The 15,959-nt window shown below is 64.1% G+C and carries 11 protein-coding genes; 3 read left to right on the top strand and 8 right to left on the bottom strand.

The genetic code is table 11. The features are described from left to right. Positions 1 to 213: 213 nt before the first annotated feature. The 3 genes from HZZ13_RS29640 to HZZ13_RS29630 form a co-directional block, all read right to left on the bottom strand. Positions 214 to 3,954 carry a tetratricopeptide repeat protein gene (locus HZZ13_RS29640; RefSeq protein WP_197963183.1) on the bottom strand — a complete coding sequence of 1,247 codons (3,741 nt, stop codon included), beginning with the start codon at positions 3,952 to 3,954 and terminating at the stop codon, positions 214 to 216. Between the two features lie 224 nt (positions 3,955 to 4,178). After that, a complete protein-coding gene (locus HZZ13_RS29635; protein WP_246504601.1) occupies positions 4,179 to 5,009 on the bottom strand; it encodes a tetratricopeptide repeat protein in 831 nt (276 codons plus the stop codon). A gap of 135 nt (positions 5,010 to 5,144) precedes the next feature. Next, positions 5,145 to 5,771: a FecR family protein gene (locus HZZ13_RS29630; RefSeq protein ID WP_246504600.1), complete on the bottom strand. Its 627-nt coding sequence runs from the start codon at positions 5,769 to 5,771 to the stop codon at positions 5,145 to 5,147. A 387-nt stretch (positions 5,772 to 6,158) separates the two neighbouring features. On the opposite strand from HZZ13_RS29630, the gene HZZ13_RS29625 reads away from it, so the two are divergent. Beyond that, on the top strand, positions 6,159 to 10,241 hold the full coding sequence (locus HZZ13_RS29625) for a VCBS domain-containing protein (protein WP_246504598.1): 4,083 nt from the start codon (positions 6,159 to 6,161) through the stop codon (positions 10,239 to 10,241). A gap of 22 nt (positions 10,242 to 10,263) precedes the next feature. On the opposite strand, the gene HZZ13_RS29620 is transcribed toward HZZ13_RS29625, so the two are convergent. The 5 genes from HZZ13_RS29620 to fliL form a co-directional block, all read right to left on the bottom strand. Beyond that, a complete protein-coding gene (locus HZZ13_RS29620; protein WP_197963046.1) occupies positions 10,264 to 10,461 on the bottom strand; it encodes a hypothetical protein in 198 nt (65 codons plus the stop codon). 602 nt (positions 10,462 to 11,063) lie between these two features. Continuing rightward, positions 11,064 to 11,825 carry a MotE family protein gene (locus HZZ13_RS29615; RefSeq protein ID WP_197963045.1) on the bottom strand — a complete coding sequence of 254 codons (762 nt, stop codon included), beginning with the start codon at positions 11,823 to 11,825 and terminating at the stop codon, positions 11,064 to 11,066. Between the two features lie 9 nt (positions 11,826 to 11,834). After that, positions 11,835 to 12,284, bottom strand: coding sequence for a DUF6468 domain-containing protein (locus HZZ13_RS29610; RefSeq protein ID WP_197963044.1), 450 nt, complete (start codon positions 12,282 to 12,284; stop codon positions 11,835 to 11,837). Beyond that, on the bottom strand, positions 12,281 to 13,483 hold the full coding sequence (fliM, locus tag HZZ13_RS29605) for a flagellar motor switch protein FliM (RefSeq protein WP_061883026.1): 1,203 nt from the start codon (positions 13,481 to 13,483) through the stop codon (positions 12,281 to 12,283). The genes HZZ13_RS29610 and fliM overlap by 4 nt, the downstream gene beginning before the upstream one ends. Before the next feature lie 19 nt (positions 13,484 to 13,502). Next, positions 13,503 to 14,000: a flagellar basal body-associated protein FliL gene (gene fliL, locus HZZ13_RS29600; RefSeq protein WP_197963043.1), complete on the bottom strand. Its 498-nt coding sequence runs from the start codon at positions 13,998 to 14,000 to the stop codon at positions 13,503 to 13,505. 383 nt (positions 14,001 to 14,383) lie between these two features. Here fliL and flgF point away from each other — a divergent pair, with 383 nt between their 5' ends. Together flgF and flgG are read left to right on the top strand one after the other, a co-directional pair. After that, on the top strand, positions 14,384 to 15,145 hold the full coding sequence (flgF, locus tag HZZ13_RS29595) for a flagellar basal-body rod protein FlgF (RefSeq protein ID WP_197963042.1): 762 nt from the start codon (positions 14,384 to 14,386) through the stop codon (positions 15,143 to 15,145). A gap of 16 nt (positions 15,146 to 15,161) precedes the next feature. After that, positions 15,162 to 15,950, top strand: coding sequence for a flagellar basal-body rod protein FlgG (flgG, locus tag HZZ13_RS29590; RefSeq protein WP_197963041.1), 789 nt, complete (start codon positions 15,162 to 15,164; stop codon positions 15,948 to 15,950). The last annotated feature ends 9 nt before the right edge of the window (positions 15,951 to 15,959 follow it).

Below are 15,959 nucleotides of genomic sequence, written 5' to 3'. Positions count from 1 at the left end.
TTGCTTCGCTGCGCTCGCAATGACGGCGGACCCAGCCGGTGGCTTGCCCTCACAGCCCACGGAGCGGCCGCGGCTAGATCAGCAAGGAGCCCTTGCGATGAAGCAATCCAGACTGCCTCCGCGGAAAGAGTCTGGATTGCTTCCGCCTTCGCCAAGGCTCCGGCGGACAAGTCGCTCCGCTCGCAATAACGGAGCATGTGGCGGCACCAAGCCCTATCGCGTCATCTTGATCTGCCGCACGACCGGAATCGTGGGCAAGGAGCCGGTGTGGTCGCTGGCGTCCTTGGCCGGCGGCGCGCTAGGTGCGCGCGCGGTGGCGGCGGGGAAGCGCTGCTTCATCTCGCGCAGGAAGCCGTCGAGCGTGTCGACGCTGGCAGCGAGCTTGGCGATCTCGGCGAATTCGGCGCTCGACGCTGCAGCCGGCTTGCTCGCAATGTCGAAGGCGAGACGGTCGGCGCTCTCGCTCATCAGCGGGGCGTATTTCTCGCGAAAGCGCGACAGGCCGATGGAGTCGTCGGCCAGTGCGTAGCCGACGGCGGCACGGATGATGTCGCTCTTCTCGACCGCATTGAGCGGCTTGAAGTCGCGGAAGCGCTCGCCGTAATAGAGCTCGATCTGCTCGGCGGACTCGCGCCAGCGCCGCGCCGCCCAGAAGATGTCGGAGCGCAGGCGGAGCACTTCCCGCCCGGCGACGTTGGAGACGATGTCGAGCGCGAGATCGTGACGGCCGACGTCGCTCTGCGCGCGCGCCTCCAGCAGCAGGCGCTGCTGCCTGAGCTCGCCGGAGAGATCGCTGATTCGGCTTGCCCGCAGCGCGGTGATGGCCATGTCGGGCTTGCGGTTGGCGAGATAGATCATGGCAAGGCGCGCGGCGACCTGGGCGCGCGCCGCGCCTTCGAGGCGATGATCGACCTGGTATTGCAGGAGCTCGGCGGCCTGATCGAGCAGATCGATCGAGGCGAGACGGTCGGCGAGCCGGCGGATCAGCTCGTCGCCGCGGCGGCCGATCGGCGTCAGCTCGCGGAATTCGTAGAACATCCCGAGCGCCTCGACCGGCGGCAGCTCGTCGCCCTTCGGCCCGAGGAAGATCTGCGCGAACAGCTCGGAGGCGAGATCCTGGGCCTGACGCGAGGCTTCGGCGTTCGGCTGCAGCCTGGTCGCGGTGCGCGCGGCGGTGAGCGCATCGCGGTAGCGCCCGTTCTCCGCATAGAGGCGCGACAGCATCTGCAGCGTCTTGACCTCGATCGCGTCGCCACGCCAGGTCATCGACAGCGTCTCGAGCTCGCGCAGCGCCTCTTCCTTGCCGATCTCGTCGCGCTTCTGACGCAGCGCGACTTCGAGCTGCTTGGCCTCGGCCGCAGCCGGACGGTCGTTCGAGGCGACCGCGAACTTGTAATCGTCGAGCGCGTCCTTGTCGTGGCCGAGCGCCTCGGCGAGCCGGCCGCGCAGCACGGCGAAGCCTGGCGCAGCCTCGGGCGGGACCCCGACCACCTCGATCTCGCTGCGGCGCTTGGAGGCGCCGGCATAGTCCTTCACCTCGAGCGATGCGCGCATCGCGTCCATCGTCACGATGCGCTGGATGTCGAGCGGCAGCGAGGCGATGGCGAATTCGACGTTCTTGAACTTCTCGCGCGCATCGGCCCATTTGCCCTGGCGCGCATAGGCGAGCGCCTTCCAGAGCTGGGAATCGTGGCTGTTCCCGATCGCAGGACTGGCGAGATCCTTCAATCCCTGCGCCGGCCGGCCGATCAGGATGCTGGCGATCGCATGCATGATCAGCGCGCCGCTCTCCTCCTTGTTGAGGGGATCGCTCAGCATCACGTCGGTCACGGCCTTGGCCTCGTGATACATGGCGCGCGACATGTAGAATTGCGCAAGATCGAGCCGCGGCAGCGAACGCAGCGCGGGCTCGACCGCCGAGATCGCCGTCATCAGCTCGCTCTGGCGCTCCATGAAGTTTTCCGACTGGCCCTTGCGCCAGCCTTCGGGACTGAAGATCGGGCGCACCGCGGTCGGCGCCCGTTCGGCCGAGATGTCGACCGGCGACAGCGTCAAGCCACCCTTCTTGCCGAGAATCACCTTGTCGGAGCCGACCTCGACGCCGACCTCATCGGAGTTCGGCCGGATCGCGATGCCGTGCGCGGATTCCAGCAGCGAGAGATCGACGAGGTCCTGCCGCTTGATGAAGCCGCGCACCGGCCGCTGCGCGGTGATGACATAGAGCGTGTCGCCGGCATCGGGATCGGTGAGCTTGTGCAGCAGGCCCGGATTGGCGAAGGGGATCGCGATGTTGGCGAGCGCGGGATCGGTGATGTTGCGCGACATCATCAGCGGCAGCGGCGATGCCTGGATCTTGTCGGCGAGCGTCAACATCCAGTTGGTCTCCTTGCCGACCTCCTCGCTCGTCAGCGAATAGACCAGCGGGCGCGTGAGACGAATGCGCACCGCCTGCCCCTTGTCGAGCAGGACGCGGCCGACCTCGCCGATCATCGCGCCGCCCTTGGTGCGGATCGCCTCGACATCGACGGGCTTGGGCGTATCGAACACCAGCCACACGGTGTCGCCGCGGCGGAACGCCGCCGCCGGCGTTACGATCTGAAGCGGGAACGTCACGCGCAAGCCGTCGCTGTCGCGGCGCGCATCGACGCTGGCAATCGTTGGCGCGACCGGCGCATCGGCCGGCGCAGCCTTTACGGAATCTTTGGCCGAATCCTTGGCGGCATCCTTGACCGGTTCCTTTGCCATCTCCTTGGGCGCTTCGACAGAAGCAGCCGCCGGCGCAGGCGGCGCCGGCTTCGCAGCTTCCTTGGGGGCCTCCTTGGGCCCTTCCGGAGGTTGCGCCGCTTCGGCCGCGGGAGGTACTGCCGGTTTCGGCGCTTCGGCGGGCGGCAGCGCGGCGGGCGCTTCCACCTTCACCTCGGGCTTGATGTCGATCTTGGCTTCGCGCGCGATCGTCTCGGAGGTCGGCGGCGGGATCTCGCGATGGGCGTCCTTCTTCCCGGCGGCGGGCTTTTCCGGTGCGGGCGCAGGGCTAGCTGCCGGCCCGCGAACGGCCGGCTTCATCTGCGCGATCGTCGCCTCGGGCGTTGCCGCCGACTTGCCTTTGTCGGGCTGGAAGGAGACGTCGACGACGTAGTTCTTCTCGTCGCGGAACGAATGCACGTCGGAATCGCCGATCAGCGCGATCTCGACATTGGTCTGGTCGATATCGGACTTCTGCTTGATCGAGGCGACGTTCGGCGGCGCGGCGAGGACCGCGTCCGCCAAATCGAAATTGAGATTGGCGTTGAAGACGAGCGTCAGTTTCTGCTCATTGAGCACGGAGGAGACGCCGACCCCGTCGGGCATCTCGAACACGAAGCGCACGAAAGTCGGCTGCACCGAGGCGCGCACGCGGATCGGCGGACGCTTCTTGGCCTCCGCGGCGGCGCGCTGGGCGCGCAACGCACGCTCGGCGGCGCGTGCCCGCTCGGCAAGCTCCTTGACCACGTCCATGGGCAGGCTCGGCGGCGGCCCCTTCCAGCCGTCGGGCAGCAGGTCGATGAAGGTGCGCTCGCCGGCGTTCATGGTGTTGACGGTGACGCGCCGCGCCAGCGACAGGCGGATGGCGCCGCCGTCAGGGTCGCGGCGGGCGGAGTTGACGTAGTCGGGCGCGCCTTCCGGAATGCGGTCGACGGGAACATCGACGGGTCGGTCGAAGCGGATGACGAGGATCGAGCCCGCGGTCGTCACCTCGGAGGGAACGTCCTCGCCGAGCTTGATGACGAGCCGGGCAAAGCCGCCACCGGCTGAAAACGTCGCCTCGCCCCTGATCGGATCGGCCGCCCAGCCGGGCGTCGCAAGGCCAAGCAGGAGACAGGCCGCCAGCAAGGCCGCCGCGCGGACATGGCGCGACAAGCTCCGCGCAGACGCGCGGGCTCGCGACACAAATCCAGCGGCAGCCTCTCGCGCCATTGGCGGCATTTCTTCCGGTTCGGCGGTCATGCCGGCACGGCGCCGGCGGTGCCGTCGACTGTAGTGTCTCGCCAATTAAGGACTTGTTAATGCTATATCTTGATTTGCGCTTGGAACAGCGCGCCCGTGCCCGATCGAGCGGGGGACCGATCCGCCAGTTTGAATTTGAGACGCAGGCGGTTAAGCAGTTGTTAACGGCTGCACGACGGCGCCGTCGCGGCTGGTCAGTCCCTTTGCGGCACCCCATAGCGGACAAAGTCTTCGGCGATCCCGGCCTCGATCCTTATGGCCGCCGAGATATCGCTATTGCCGCCATCTGTGTCGCCCAGCTTGAATCGGGCTACCCCGCGACCGTACAGCGCGCTCGCCAGCTTGGGCGCGTACCGTAGCGCCGCGTTGTAGTCGTCGACAGCCGCGGAGAGTTGTCCCATTTTCAGATATATCAGGGCTCGCGAATCGTATGTCGCGGCGTTGCCCGCTCCCGATCGAAGCACCATGTCGCAGTCCTCCATCGCAGCCTGCAAGGCGCCGAGGACGGCTCGGGCCCAACAGCGTCCGCTCCACGCCGCCTCCAGCTTCGGATCGAGGCGAATTGCTTCGTCATAGTCCTGCGCGGCGCGGTCGTACGCATTTCTCTTCAGGTACGCTGCCGCACGGTTGGCAAAAGCCGTGGCATAGTCGGGGTTGAGCTTCAGCGCCTGCTGAAAAGCGCCAAGAGCGAGGTCGTGCGAGCCCGTCCTCAGATAGGCCACGCCGAGGTTGTTGAAGGCTTTCGCATAATTCGGGTTGAGCCGGGTCGCTTCAAGAAAATCCTTGATCGCGCCTCCGTAGTCGGCTTTGGCGCTACGGGCATTGCCCCTGTTGTTGTGGGCGACGGCGAAGCCGTTTGCGCTTCCCTCGGCAGCATCGATAAACGCCGTGCAGGCATCGATCCGAGCTTCGGGCGAGACGCGATCTGACCCGTTACACAGTTCGATATTCTTGAGTGAGCTGCCCTTCTTCGGCGTCTGCGCCAAGCCCGACGAACCGAACAGTCCGAGGACGAGAATGAGCATCACTGCCCTGATGACACTGGCTCGTGCGGTCATTTTCACACCAGGCGTCAAATCCCAGCGAACGAAGCACTCATCCTGCTCTCTGCCGGGCCGGCCCTTACGCCGGCATCACGGCGACTTCGGCCGGCAAACGTCTCAGCACCCCCGGCAGATAATGAGCTTGCGATTGGCGCTTCGATCGGACTCCGGCGCCGCGCCTGCCGGCGGCTTCTTCAGGAGCTTGCTTTGGCCCTCTTCGATCAACGTCGAGAATTTGACTGATCCATCATCCGAAATCTCGATGTGCGGTGTCGTCCCCCGGATCCCCAACGTGGCGACGGGCGTATCGACCTTCATGTCGCCGGTCTTCGCAACATTGCCCGCAACGAAGGTGAACGTTCCCTTGGCGAGGCTGAACAGGGTCGCATTGGACTTGCCGGCCGGCTCATACACATACTGATCCAGCACAATGCGGGCGTTGCTCGATAGATTGAACGAGCTGCCGTCGCTGAAGTTTATTCCGACTCGGCTGTCGTCTCCGGTCACCACCACGTCACCAAGATATACGGGATCACCCGTCTTGGCCCGACCGGGCTCACTCGAGACATTCGCTTGAACGATCACTGCGCCCGCATGTTGGATCGTGACGGAGCCTGTGGCCACCACCACCTTCCCAATCGGTTTGGAAGACGAGCTGGCGACGGCGGGCCCGGCGGAATCGACTTGCGCTTGAGCCGCACTCGGCAAGAAATTCAAAAGCGCCAGGACCAGGCCCGCCGCCATAGCGGCTATCTTAGATCTGCACATGATCCCCCCTTTCTCGAGAGATCCTGCCGCCGTCGGCGGCTCATTTTTTGAACCCCGACGCACAGCCACAGCAAATATAATTCTTGTTTAATTTGGTTAACACGCCTAATTTATCGCGGCACTACGTAAATGCTACAAATTAAATACGTCTCGTTTGTCAATTTAATCACTTTGGCGGGAGGAATGCGCGAATGACGGTACGCGTCACCGTCGCCGTGCAATGCATCTTCTCGATAGCTTGATGATTTCGGCGGGCAAGCCTTCGGCTGCCAGCGCCCTGGATATTTGTCCCTTGGCGAGGGCCACCCGAAAAACCATGACAGCACGCCGAGCCTGTATCGATCACCCAGGCGAGGTCGAGCCATGTCAGCATCCGACATCCAGGTTGGTACCGGGCCCGCAATGGCCTTGCCCGTCCAAATCATCGGCCATATTCAGACAGTGATCGGTTGCGGCACGCTCACGCGAGCCAGCGGCATCGCCACACATGCCGTAGCTGGCGCGCCTGTCTACCGGACTGACGTGATAGAGACCGATGCCGACGGACAGATCACAGTTCGCCTCATCGACGGTACTTTCTTCAACATCTCCTGCGGCGCTCGCGTCTCGCTGAGCGCATTCGTGTTCAAGGGCGAACCACCTGCAGCCCTGTTCGACGTGGCCCGAGGAAGCTACACTTCCTCACAAGGCCGGCTGGCAGAAACCCGGCCTCTCCAGCTGAATACGCCAGTTGCAGGCATTCGTGCCCGGAGTCACGCGGGCGGCTCAGGAATGCTGACGCTTGCAGCATTGACTTTCTCGCTCGGACGAAATGCCGAAGCCGCGGACCCGGACGTCACGCTCCTGGATGACGATTCCATCACTTACAAGGACCTTGCGCATGGCGCATTCGAGCTCGTGACCAAGGAGCGGATCCCCCGGCGTATCATCGTCGAAGATCCCGGCGAGACGATCGTGCTCAAGAAGGTGGGCTCCACCATCAGTGTCAATCAGGTCACGAACACGTCCGCCCGAATGGACGAGTTGCGTGCCGCGCAACAGGACGTGCTCGCCAATCTCGAAGGACAGGGGCCGCATGGTTCAAGCACGCCTCCCTTCGTCAAATCCCAGTCACTGCAGCCGATCAATTTCATTCAGCCGGATGCGCCTGCGCTGCAGATTACGCCGAGTACGCTGCCATTCATCACTCCGGCGCCTCTTGAACCGGTACCACCGAGTCTCAGCACCGGAGCTGGGCCAACCGAGCTCGACACGGTGGTGTTTGATACATTCGCTGCAACAACAGGAACCTTCAGTGCCAGCAGCGGCACCGGTGGCGGCAAGCTGAGCTTTGGCGTCGTCGGGGCGAATTCCGGCAATACAGTCCTGGGCGGAGTGACATACGATTTGTGGAAGACGAGCCCCTATGGGGTGCTCTACGTCAACAGCACGACCGGCGCCTACAGGTTCGAGCCTGACGATGCCGCAATCAACGCACTGAAGGCGCCCACGACCGACAGCTTCGTTATCACCGCCTCCAACGGAGTTACCTCTGTCAGCCAGACCTTCACGATCGCCATCAACGGTGTCAACGACGCCGCAATCATCTCCGGCACCACGGCTGGGTCCACTATCGAGGCTGGCGGCACCGCCAACGGAACGCCTGGCATGCCGGTTGCGACCGGCACCCTCACGGACACGGACGTCGACGATCCGCCCAATACGTTCACCCCGGTGAGCTCGCCAACAGCGAGCGCCGGTGGCTACGGCACCTTCACCATGACGGCGTCCGGCGTCTGGACCTACACTCTGGACGATGCCAACCCGGCTGTGCAGAGGCTCAATGCCGGAGAAACGCTGATCGACAGCTTCACGGTGACCACGATCGGAGGCACCCCCCAGGTGGTGACGATCACCATCCAGGGAGCCAGTGATGCAGCGGTCATCTCCGGCGACACGACCGGCGCCGTCATCGAGGCTGGCGCCGTCGCCAATGCGAACCCCGGCACGCCTGTCGCGACCGGCACCCTCACCGACACCGACGTCGACACGGCCGCAAATGCATTCACGGCAGTCGTCTCGCCAACGGCGAGCGCTTCCGGCTACGGCACGTTCACCATGACGGTAGCGGGCGTGTGGACCTACACGCTCGACAACGCCAACAGCGCGGTGCAGGCGCTCAATGCCGGCGAGACACTGACCGACAGCTTTACGGTGACCACTCTGGACGGAACGGCCCAAGTGGTGACGATCACCATCCGCGGCAGCAACGATGCTGCCGTGATTTCCGGCACAACCGCCGGATCGGTGACTGAGGCCGGAGGCGTTGCCAACTCGACGCCCGGCGCGCCGCGCGCAACGGGCACGCTCGTTGCCGCCGACGTCGACAATGCATCCAATACTTTCATAGCAGTGAGTTCGCCCAAGGCGAGCACGGCCGCTTATGGTGCCTATACGATCACCGCGGCCGGCGTGTGGACCTACACACTCGACAATGCGAGCGGCGCGGTGCAGGCGCTCAATGTCGGCGATACACTCACCGACAGCTTCACTGTCACTAGCCTCGACGGCACGCCGCAGACGGTGACGATCACCATCTTCGGCAGCAACGACGCAGCCGTGATTTCCGGCACCACGACCGGCTCGGTGACCGAGGCAGGAACCTTCTCGCCCGGCGCTCCCATCGCGACCGGCACGCTGACCGATACGGACGTCGACAACGCGCCGAATACGTTCACCGCGGTCCCTTCGCCGACGGCGAGTAACGGCGGATATGGCACTTTCACGATGACCGCAGCCGGCGTATGGACTTACACCCTTGACAACAACAACAGCGTGGTTCAGGCGCTCGATGTCGGCGACACCTTGACCGACACATTCACGGTAACCTCAATCGACGGTACGCAGCAGACGGTGACCGTCGCCATTCATGGCGCCAGCGATGCAGATCCAAACGATTTTGACAACCTGGCTACCGGATCCATCGTGATAACCGATCCCCCGAACGTGTACGGAACGCCGGGCAGCGAAACCATTGCCGGCGGCGGCGACATAGGGCAGGTCATCTATGCCGGGGCCGGCAGCGATACGGTCAACGGGACCGGCAAAGCGGACGTTCTCTACAGCGGCTCCGGCAATGACACGATCAAAGGCAACGACGGCGATGACGTCATCTACGGCGGCTCGGGAAACGATACGATCAACGGCAACAACGGCAGCGACACCATAACTGGTGGATTTGGTGCGGACCAACTCACCGGCAGCAACGGGAACGACCGTTTCGCATATTTGTTCGTCGCCGATTCCAACGCAGGCCAGTTCGATACCATCACCGACTTCGCCTCGGGATCCGACAAGATCGACCTGACCGCTCTTGGCGCGCTTGGGTTTGCCATCCTGGCGTTGAGCTCCACCAGCACGACGGTGCCGGCACATACGATCGCCTGGCTCTATGACAGTGCGGCGAACGAAACCGTCGTGTACGTCAATCCAACGGACCAGACCCTGCACATCGGCGATTCCAGTCTGGTCGAAATCCATCTACAGGGGATTGCAACCATCGACGCCTCGGACTTCATCCTGGCGCCGGCGGCCGCACCTGTGATGACGGCTGCCAGCGAACTCATCGACCTCACCGCACCCCTGCAGAGTGATGCGGCTGCGGCAATGACGACCACCTCCGAGATCTCGTCCGATTCCGGAAGCGGCGACGGCACGCTCCTCGCGGACGGGAGTCCGGAAATCCAGTCAAGCCAACCGACCTACAACCTGGATTCAACCTGGGATCAGATCGGACGATCTGAATATTCCAGCCTCTCCAGTTCGGATCCGACGCAACCGACCGAAACGTCCCACACTGATGCGGTAGCACCTTCGGCCAGCGGACCGTCTACCACGTTGCAATCCGTCGCCGCACCGACGCAGGCCAGCTTTGTCTTCCACTTCACGGACTTCGACACAGCCGCGGCGGCTGGCAAGAATGGCGCGATTGAAAGTGGCCAGATGGCTGACATTGCCATCGCCGCGCTGAGTTTTGATCATATTGCCGCCGAACAGCACGCCGGCCGCGGGCTTGCGCTGGGGAACGATGCTGGACATCACGGCGTCTCGCCCCAGGAAAGCGCCGACCAGGCGGCTCATGCTCACGGACGTACCGGCGATGAAACGGCGGACACGGCGCTCAACCCAAGCCTTTCGAAGTCGTCGACCGGAGGCGCCGGCCACTCGCTTGCAAGCGAGACGCAGCAGCTCGGCGACTCATTCCGGTTCAAGGATGATGCTTCGCAGGGCTCACAGCACAGCGTGATGCCGGATCGTCTCACAGACCTTGCCGGTCATCACGACCACGCAGGAGGACTCGCGGGGTCCGAACTGTCGTTCACGCCTGAACCATCTCCGCCCGATGTTGATCCGCCTCATGGGCCAGTTGCAGCTCACGGCCACGGCTTGCACGATCTGATCGTGTAACGCCCCCGCGCCGATGGCGTCTTCAGTGTTGCTTCCCGACGCCATCGGGCGCCGAGGAGCTCGCTTCGCCAAGAGAAGATTCATCATCGTTGCCGGCCTCGCCTTCCGGCGGCGCCGCATGCTGGTGGCTCAGCGCGGACGTCCATGCGAATGTCATCGCCGCTAAGAGCAGCCGGTTGACGGCCTCGATGACGCGTTCTGCTGCGGACGAGTAGTTCATGGCCTCCTCCTGCGCTGCCGACCGCGAATGGCCGAAGCGTAGGACGGCGCCTTGAGCTCCACTGTACGCCACTTCACACCTGCGCGCGTCAACTCATCGCAGTCCCGGAGGATGCCGCCTGCCTCGGCTGCATCCGCCACGGGAGGCTGATTTTCCACGTTGACGAGTTGCTGAGCGCGCGCACTCACAACCTTCGGCTCGTTGCGGTGCGCGCGCGACTCTGAATCAAATGTGATTCTCGGCGATGCAAATCGCATTGGTTGGCTCTGGGGGGTAATCAATGAGCGGAGAAGCCGGTTGCATTGTGTGTAGCAGGGCAAGAGCAGTCGTCGCGATCGTTCCGATCGCCAGAGGATATGCCCTGAAGACATATGAGTGCCCCTGTTGCCACAGCACCCTGCAGCTCGTGACCCGCGTCTCGAAGGCGGCGCTGATCAAGCAGCAGGTCAATATCCTCGCTCGGGTGGAGCAGCAGTTGCGCCCGCCTGTTCACAGGGTGCAACAGGCCTTCGCGAATTAAGCGCACGAGGCGTTTCGCTGGGCTCCAGTCGAACCGCCGCGCGAGGCGCGCGCGGATCGAAAGCGCGCTTCGCGTCGAGACCTCAATTCGGCTTTTGCGTCGGCTTGCCGTCGATCTTGGGCAGATCGCCGGCCGAGGCGGACTGATCGCCGCCGCCATTGGCGCGGCGGGCCATCTCGACTGTCAGCCGCTCGGCGGCCTCGGAGGACATCAGTCCCAGGATGTCCGACATCTTGCGCGGCGCGATGGCCGAGGCGATCTCGATCAGCACGCCCATCTCGAGCCGGTCGAACACCCGCGCGGCGTCCTTGGGCTTCATGCCCTCGTACATGGTCACGAGGCCCTTCATGCGCTGGGCTTCGGCGGCCTTCTGCTCGGCCTGCGTTGCGGAGATGCGGGTTTCCACCGCCTTCATCTCCTCGACCTTGGTCTCGATGCGCTTCTCGGCCGATTTGAGCAGGCTTTCGCGGATGTCGATCTCGCGCTGGCGGGCCTCGATCTCCTGCCGCCTCGCCTGCAACCTTTCCAGGATCGCGCGCTCGGAGGCCGAGACCTGCGGCTGGCCTTCCTCCACCTTGACCACGGTGCCCTCGGGCTTGGTCTCGGGCGCGGCAGGCTTCGGCGCCTCCTTCGGCGCGCCATGGGTCGAACCGGTGATGATTTCCGGCTCCTCGCGGCCGGGGAAGTTCAGGTTCTCCTGCGCCCACGATTTCTTGGTCTGGTTCGGCTTGTAGTCGAAGACATAGCCGCCATTGATCGCGAGGCCCGCCACCTTCAGCGTGGCGAGGCCCGCGACGGCGACCAGGACGACCGGAATGACGCGGATGTTACGAAAGGACTTCATACCAAGGCTTCATGCGGCAAGACCCTTGGATCGTCGGCGCTCGGAGAAGGCTTCGGCGGCGGCCGCCACCGCCTTCGCGGTCGACGGCTTGGCGGCTGTGGGCGCGGCGACCGTCTCCGGATTGGTGACTGGGCGCGCGGCGATCGCGATCTTGGACAGGCGCCGCACCACGTTGTCGGCCTCGCCGAGCTGCTTGTAGAGCTGGTCCGACATCTGCGTCGCGGCGGCGAGCTGGCTGCCGAGGTTCTCGTTGACGTCGCGCACGGCGAGCTTCAGCCCGCCGATCGCGCGCTCGGCGATCTCGGTCGCAGTGATCAGCTCGGCGATGACGGCCTTCAGCGAATGCTCGTCCGCCTTCAGCCGCGTCAGGCGCCTGTTGAGCATGACGCAGTAGACGATCGTCAGCATCAGCAGGATAGCCACCAGCGTCTCGATCGCCATTCCCAGGGAGTGGTTCATGGGGCCTCCATCATCTTGTTCTGCTCGTCCACCTTCTCGAACATCGCAAGTGTCGTACTTGGCTTGCGCAAGGGTTTCGTCACGCGGATCGCGACGCGGTCGCCGACCCGCCCCATCCGCCCCTCGGTCAGCGTGACGTCGCCGCAACGCACGGTGACGTTGGCGTCGGCGCGCATGTCGAGCGGCAGCGTGTCGCCGACCTTGAGCCGCATCAGCTGCTTGAGCGGAATGTCGGCCTCGTAGAGCACGGCGTCGACGGCGATCTCGGCCTGCACGATCTCGGTGGCGAAATGGCCCTCCCAGACCGGGTCGCGGCCGAACTTTTCGCCCATGAACATCTGGAGCAGGACGCCCCGGATCGGCTCGATGGTCGCGTAAGGCAGCAGCAGCTCGATGTTGCCGCCGCGGTCTTCCATGTCGATGCGCAGGCGCACCAGGATCGCGGCGTTGGCGGGACGGCTGATCGCGGCGAAACGCGGATTGGTTTCGAGCCGGTCGATCGTGAAGGTCACCGGCGACAGCGGCCGGAACGCCTGCTCGGCGTCGGCCAGCACCACCTCGACCAGCCGCTTGACCAGCTCGGTCTCGATCGTGGTGTAGGGCCTTCCCTCGATGCGCAGCTGGCTGGTGCCGCGGCGGCCGCCGAGCAGCACGTCGATCATCGAATAGATCAGGTTGGAATCGACCGTCGCCATGCCGAAATTCTCCCACTCCTCGGCCTTGAACACGGTGAGGACGGCGGGCAGCGGGATCGAGTTCATGTAGTCGCCAAAGCGCACCGAGGTGATGCGGTCGAGCGAGACTTCGACGTTGTCGGAGGTGAAATTGCGCAGGGAGGTCGTCATCAACCGCACCAGGCGGTCGAAGACGATTTCGAGCATCGGCAAACGCTCGTAGGAGACCATCGCCGAATCGATGATCGCGCGGATGCCGGAATGGTCGTCGAGCGTGACGTCGCCGACGGTGAAGCCGAGGAGATTGTCGATCTCCTCCTGGGACAGCACCCGCTCGCCGGAGTTCTTGCCAGTGCCGAGATCGCGGCTGCCGTCCTCGACCATGGCGGCCCATTGCAGGGCCATGGTCTCCGATAGCTCGTTCTCGGCAGCAGCCTTTGCCGCCTCGGCGGGATCCTCGGAATCGAGCGAGGCCTCCCACTGGGCGGCAATTGCATCCTGGTCGACTTGGTCGTTGCCCGCCATGATCCCTAGTCCGTCATGCTCACTGGACCACGACTTCCTTGAACAGCACGGCGCTGACCTGGATCGGGGCGACCGCCGCGTTGACGCGCTTGGTCAGCTCCTCCTTGAGGCGGAAGATGCCGGCCGAACCGTTGAGGTCGGACGGGCGCAGCTCGCGCACATAGGTCTGGAAGATGTCGGTGACGCGCGGCATCGTCGGCTTGATCGCCTCGATCTGCTTCTCTTCCTTCAGTTCCAGCACGATCTTCAGCCGCAGATATTGCACGCGCTCGCCCGGCGCGCCGGCAAGGTTGACCGTCATGTCCGGGACGTCGACGAAGGCCGGCGGCTTCGGCGGCGGTGCGGCCTCGGCATGGTGCTCGTTCTCGCCTTGACGGAAGAAGAAGAACCAGGTCGCTGCACCGCCGCCGAGCACGGCGAGCACGCCGACGACCATGATGATGAGCTTGAGCTTGTTCTTCGGCGGAGCGGCTTCCGCGCCATCAGCGGCTGCGCCGCCTTCCTCGTTCTCTGCCATGGTTGCCGCGCCCGTTCATCTCTCAAAGGGGTCGAAAGAGCGAAGCCTCCTGGCAGACAATGACGCGATACGAATGCCCCAGCGCAATGCGCTCCTCTGATGCGCAAACGCTACGGTAATAATGGTTAACGGAATCTTTCGATTGGGCCTCTGCTAGGAAAAATCTGCCGGGCAAACATGGCTAACAGAACCTTTCTGCCGCCCGCTCGCGCCTCTCGAAAACGGGCAAGATATTGAAAAAACGTGATTTTTTCAATTGGCACGGCTTTCGCTGAGAAAGGGCCGAGACCGCAGGGTTTGGGAGAGCCCGACGGTCTCGGTCACGGGGTCCGCCAAGGCGCTTGGGAGAGCGAAATGGCAGATCCGCTCAGGGGAGATTTCCGATGCAGAACGCGCTTCTGATCGGCTTGTCACGGCAGATGACGTTGGAGCGGCAGATGGATGTCATCGCCAACAACGTCGCCAATGCCAACACCAACGGCTTCAAGGCCGACCATTCGCTGTTCGAGGAATATCTCAACTCGAACGCGCGTGAGGACAATTTCATCGGCCGCGACCGCCAGGTCTCCTATGTCCAGGACCGCGGCACCTTCCGCGACATCGGCCAGGGGCCGATGGAGCCGACCAACAATCCGCTCGACATTGCGATCAACGGCGGCGCCTATTTCGCGGTGCAGGCCAATGGCGGCGAGCTCTATACCCGCGATGGCAAATTCTCGCTCAACAGCACCGGCCAGCTCGTCACCGCCGACGGCAATCTCGTGCTCGGCAATGCCGGCCCGATCACCTTCCAGCCGACCGACCACGACATCAACGTCGCGCCCGACGGCACCGTCACGGTGCTCGAGGGTACGGCGAAGACCGACTCGATCCGCGGCAAGATCCGCATGGTCTCGTTCGACGATCCGGCCAAGCTGACCAAGCTCGGCGCCAATCTCTATGCCGCCGGCTCGGCAAACCAGCAGGCCGACACCAAGTCCACCTTGCAACAGGGCTACATCGAGAAGTCGAACGTGAATGCGGTCGGCGAGATGACCCGCATGGTCGAGGTGATGCGCAGCTACACCGCGATCGCCAACCTGCTGCAGCAGCAGAGCGACCTCCACAAATCGGCGATCGACAAGCTCGCCGACGTTCCGGCCTGATTAGGAGAGAACTGAGATGCAGGCGCTTCACACCGCAGCGACCGGAATGGCGGCGCAGGAACTCAACGTTCAGGTGATCTCCAACAATATCGCCAACCTCCGCACCACCGGCTTCAAGAAGCAGACCGCGGCATTCCAGGACCTGATCTACGAGCACGTCCGCCGCGTCGGCGCCCAGTCGTCGGACCAGGGCACCATCCTGCCGGTCGGCGTCGACATCGGCGGCGGCGTCAAGACCGTCGGCACGCCGCGCAGCATGACGCAAGGCACGCTGTCGCAGACCGGCAACGACCTCGATCTCGCCATCTCGGGCGAGGGCTTCTTCAAGATCCTGATGCCCGACGGCAGCTTCCAGTACACCCGCGACGGCACCTTCCAGATGGACAATCAGGGCCGCGTCGTCACCGCGCAGGGCAACCCGGTGCAGCCCACCATCACCATCCCGAACAACGCCTCGGGCATCAGCGTGAGCGAGCAGGGCCAGGTATCGGTGACGCTGCCGGGCTCGTCGACCTCCTCGATCGTCGGCCAGATCGGCATCACGCGCTTCATCAACAAGGCGGGCCTGCAGCCGGTCGGCAACAACCAGTTCACCGAGACGCCCTCGTCCGGCGCGCCGCAGGACGGCACCGCGAACTCCGAGGGCTACGGCAAGATCACGCAAGGCAGCCTCGAGCAGGCCAACGTCGACGTCGTCTCGGAGATGAGCGACCTGATCGCCGCCCAGCGCGCTTACGAGATGAACGCCAAGGTGATCAGCGCCGCCGATCAGATGATGCAATCGACCACGGCGCTGTTCCGCTGAGGTGATGAC

The organism is Bradyrhizobium agreste (genome assembly GCF_016031625.1).
Classification (GTDB): domain Bacteria; phylum Pseudomonadota; class Alphaproteobacteria; order Rhizobiales; family Xanthobacteraceae; genus Bradyrhizobium; species Bradyrhizobium agreste.
Note: the sequence above shows the minus strand (reverse complement) of the source record. Positions and strands in the feature narration are given on the sequence as shown.

Bases quoted from the DNA above. Each gene is read 5' to 3' on its own strand.
- HZZ13_RS29640 (WP_197963183.1), bottom strand. From the start codon at position 3,954: ATGGCGCGAGAGGCTGCCGCTGGATTTGTGTCGCGAGCCCGCGCGTCT.
- HZZ13_RS29635 (WP_246504601.1), bottom strand. From the start codon at position 5,009: ATGCTCATTCTCGTCCTCGGACTGTTCGGTTCGTCGGGCTTGGCGCAG.
- HZZ13_RS29630 (WP_246504600.1), bottom strand. From the start codon at position 5,771: ATGGCGGCGGGCCTGGTCCTGGCGCTTTTGAATTTCTTGCCGAGTGCG.
- HZZ13_RS29625 (WP_246504598.1), top strand. From the start codon at position 6,159: ATGTCAGCATCCGACATCCAGGTTGGTACCGGGCCCGCAATGGCCTTG.
- HZZ13_RS29620 (WP_197963046.1), bottom strand. From the start codon at position 10,461: ATGAACTACTCGTCCGCAGCAGAACGCGTCATCGAGGCCGTCAACCGG.
- HZZ13_RS29615 (WP_197963045.1), bottom strand. From the start codon at position 11,825: ATGAAGTCCTTTCGTAACATCCGCGTCATTCCGGTCGTCCTGGTCGCC.
- HZZ13_RS29610 (WP_197963044.1), bottom strand. From the start codon at position 12,284: ATGAACCACTCCCTGGGAATGGCGATCGAGACGCTGGTGGCTATCCTG.
- fliM (WP_061883026.1), bottom strand. From the start codon at position 13,483: ATGGCGGGCAACGACCAAGTCGACCAGGATGCAATTGCCGCCCAGTGG.
- fliL (WP_197963043.1), bottom strand. From the start codon at position 14,000: ATGGCAGAGAACGAGGAAGGCGGCGCAGCCGCTGATGGCGCGGAAGCC.
- flgF (WP_197963042.1), top strand. From the start codon at position 14,384: ATGCAGAACGCGCTTCTGATCGGCTTGTCACGGCAGATGACGTTGGAG.
- flgG (WP_197963041.1), top strand. From the start codon at position 15,162: ATGCAGGCGCTTCACACCGCAGCGACCGGAATGGCGGCGCAGGAACTC.